Source organism: Stenotrophomonas sp. HMWF003 (genome assembly GCF_003061285.1).
Taxonomy (GTDB): domain Bacteria; phylum Pseudomonadota; class Gammaproteobacteria; order Xanthomonadales; family Xanthomonadaceae; genus Stenotrophomonas; species Stenotrophomonas maltophilia_AP.
Map to the genome: position 1 here is coordinate 869 of NZ_QAIW01000360.1, position 2,740 is coordinate 3,608.

A 2,740-nucleotide genomic window follows, 5' to 3' on the forward strand; every position below is an offset into this window, starting at 1 on the left:
CATCCGGCGCTGATGGCCCCCGAGCCGGGCTCAGGCGCCGCCCGGACCCTGATGCGTTCCGGGGGATGGGTCGGCGTTGGGTGAGGCATTGCGGGCCTCGGCGCGGTTGACCCGGGCATTGAGCGCATCTATACGGGCGTTCAGGGCGGCCACGTCCTCGGCGGTGGGGATATGCAGGCGCTTGAGCACGCCCTGCACCCGGTCATCGAAGGCCTTTTCCACCTTGTCCCAGGTGCCGGCGGCCTTTTCGCGGGCCTCGCCCAGCTGTTCTTCCACGTTGTCGCGCCAGCGCGGGGCGTCGCCGCTCTGCTCGCGGTTGCGGGCCTCGATGGTTTCGCCTTCCCGGACCAGCGTGTCGAACACGCGGCTGCCCTCGGCCTGGGCGCGGCCCAAGGCACCGAGGCCGGCCAGCCATACCTGCTGGGCCGAACCGGTCAGCCGGCGCGAAAAGCGCTCGGCCTGTTCGCCCAGCGAGGGCTTGTCGTCGGGGCTGCGGGTGTCGCGGTCGTCGAAGTCGTCGTGTGCGGTCATGGGGCGATCCTGTGGATGGACACCCCGATGCTAATCAGCGCCAGCTTTGCGCCATGTGATGGCCGGCGGCTGTGGACGCGCCGGGATTCAGCCCAGCTTTTCCTTCAGCACGCGCTGGATCTCGCTCTCGACCATGCCCTTCATCGCCGACAGCAGGAAGCCCAGCTTGGCGGTCACGTGCACCTGGCCGGGCTGCAGTTCGATCGCACCGTCCACGCCGGAGCCGTTGAAGTTCAACACGTCGCCCACCCAGCTGCTCTGCAGGCCGAAGCGCTCGGACAGCTTGGCGGCCACATCTTCGATCGCCTTGCGGGCGCCATCGACGGGCAGGGAATGGGCGTGGCGGATATCAATGCTGGACATGGGAGCTCCTGGCGGGCGGCAGCGGGGAAGGGCGTGCATTGTGCGCATCCTTGCGTCCAACTCCAAGGACTGCATCACACTTCTTCTTCGATGACATGCAACCTGCTAGGCTTTCGCCGCGTGCAGAACCTGCTAGTTCACTTCACCCAACGCCAACACCCCGACCAGCCGCTGCGGCCCGGGGTGCAGCGCATCGTGCGCCACGCTTCGGGCACTGTCCGGCTCGGCGGTGACGCCACCGGCACCCTGCTGCTTGCACAGTTCTGCCTGGACGACCGCGGCCTGTGGCTGCAGGTCGCCACCGGCACGCGCGGCATCCACGTCAACGGCCGGCCCGTGCGGCGCATGGCCATGCTGCGCGCGGGCGACGCGGTGTACGTGGATGGGGTGGAGATGGTGATCCAGGGCGAGAGCGACGCGCTTGCCCAGGCGCCGCCGCGCAGTGACGCCGGCAGCGACGAACTGCGCCTGCTGCGCGGGTTGGGCGGCCAGCACCACGGGCGCAGCTTCACCCTGGACCGTCCGCGCCTGATCGGCCGCAGCGCCGAGGCCGACATCGCCATCGACGACCCTGCGTTTGCCGAGCAGCACGCACGGCTGGAGCTGCACGGCGACCGCGTACTGCTGCGCGACCTCGGCGCGGGCGAATCGACCCGGGTCAACGGCGTGGCGGTTCGCCATTGCTGGCTGCTGCCGGGCGACCAGCTGGTGTTCGACACCCAGCACCGGTTCGTGCTCGAAGTGCCGCACGACGCCCGCACCCGGATCGTCAGCGAAGACGAGGACGACCTGCTGGACCTGCCCACCCACGACGCAGCGCCGGTCAAGCCGGTGCGCGTGAGCCGTTGGCCGTGGCTGCTGGCCAGCGCGCTGCTGCTGGCTGCGGTCATCAGCGGCCTGCTGTGGTTTGGCGCGCGGTAAAGGTCATCGCGCATGACGTTGCTGGCCAGCGGTCGGCACTACCCGGGGCGCCGGGGCCGGGTGGGCGTTGATCTCGATAGATTCGTTTGCAACCAAATTCGCCTTGTCCTGCAAGGCCTAAAGCCTGGTGCGCTGCGGCATACTAGGGGTCTTGCCCCATAGGTGTGACATGACGCGCGCGTTCAACTTCAGTGCCGGCCCTGCAACCCTGCCGGAATCGGTCCTGCGCAAGGCGCAGGAAGAGATGTTGGAATGGAACGGCGCTGGCGCCTCCATTGTCGAAATGAGCCACCGCGGCCCGGAGTTCATGGCCGTCGCGGCCAAGGCCGACGCCGACCTGCGCCGCCTGATCGGCATCCCCGACGACTACGCCGTGCTGTTCCTGGCCGGTGGCGCCACCACCCAGCAGGCCCTGCTGGCGCTCAACTTCGCCCAGCCCGGCCAGACCGTGGACTACGTGCTCACCGGGCACTGGGGCAAGACCGCGATCAAGCAGGTCACGCCCTACGTCAACGTCAATGTGGCCGCCAGCAGCGAAGCCAACGGCTTCCACGACATCCCCGCGCGCGACACCTGGCAGCTCTCGGCCGATGCCGCCTACGTGCACATCACCGCCAACGAGACCATCCACGGTGTCGAGTTCCGTGACACCCCCGACGTTGGCCAGGTGCCGCTGTTCGCCGATTTCAGCTCCTCCATCGCCAGCGAGCCGCTCGATGTCAGCAAGTACGGGCTGATCTACGCCGGCGCACAGAAGAACCTGGGCCCGGTGGGCGTGTCGGTGGTGATCGTGCGCCGCGACCTGCTCGAACGCGCCGGCCAGCCGCGCGCGGACATCTTCAATTACCGCTCGCACGTGGCGCGCGATTCCATGCTCAACACCCCGCCCACCTGGAACTGGTACCTGGCCGGGCTGGTGTTCGAG

General features: G+C 68.5%; 4 protein-coding genes. 2 read left to right on the forward strand and 2 right to left on the reverse strand.

Going from position 1 to position 2,740, the window contains the following annotated elements; genetic code table 11:
* Positions 1–30: 30 nt before the first annotated feature.
* A complete protein-coding gene (locus DBR34_RS14670; RefSeq protein WP_128097337.1) occupies positions 31–531 on the reverse strand; it encodes a phasin family protein in 501 nt (166 codons plus the stop codon).
* An 87-nt stretch (positions 532–618) separates the two neighbouring features.
* Positions 619–894, reverse strand: a complete 276-nt coding sequence (locus tag DBR34_RS14675) for a polyhydroxyalkanoic acid system family protein (RefSeq protein WP_128097338.1) — start codon at positions 892–894, stop codon at positions 619–621.
* 120 nt (positions 895–1,014) lie between these two features.
* On the opposite strand from DBR34_RS14675, the gene DBR34_RS14680 reads away from it, so the two are divergent.
* Together DBR34_RS14680 and serC are read left to right on the forward strand one after the other, a co-directional pair.
* Positions 1,015–1,815, forward strand: coding sequence for an FHA domain-containing protein (locus DBR34_RS14680; protein WP_128097339.1), 801 nt, complete (start codon positions 1,015–1,017; stop codon positions 1,813–1,815).
* 169 nt (positions 1,816–1,984) lie between these two features.
* Positions 1,985–2,740 (forward strand): 3-phosphoserine/phosphohydroxythreonine transaminase (gene serC, locus DBR34_RS14685; protein ID WP_128097340.1); only part of this gene is annotated, 756 nt, incomplete at its 3' end.

Excerpts from the sequence above, each read along its gene's own strand:
- DBR34_RS14670 (WP_128097337.1), bottom strand. The coding sequence starts at position 531 with ATGACCGCACACGACGACTTCGACGACCGCGACACCCGCAGCCCCGAC.
- DBR34_RS14675 (WP_128097338.1), bottom strand. The coding sequence starts at position 894 with ATGTCCAGCATTGATATCCGCCACGCCCATTCCCTGCCCGTCGATGGC.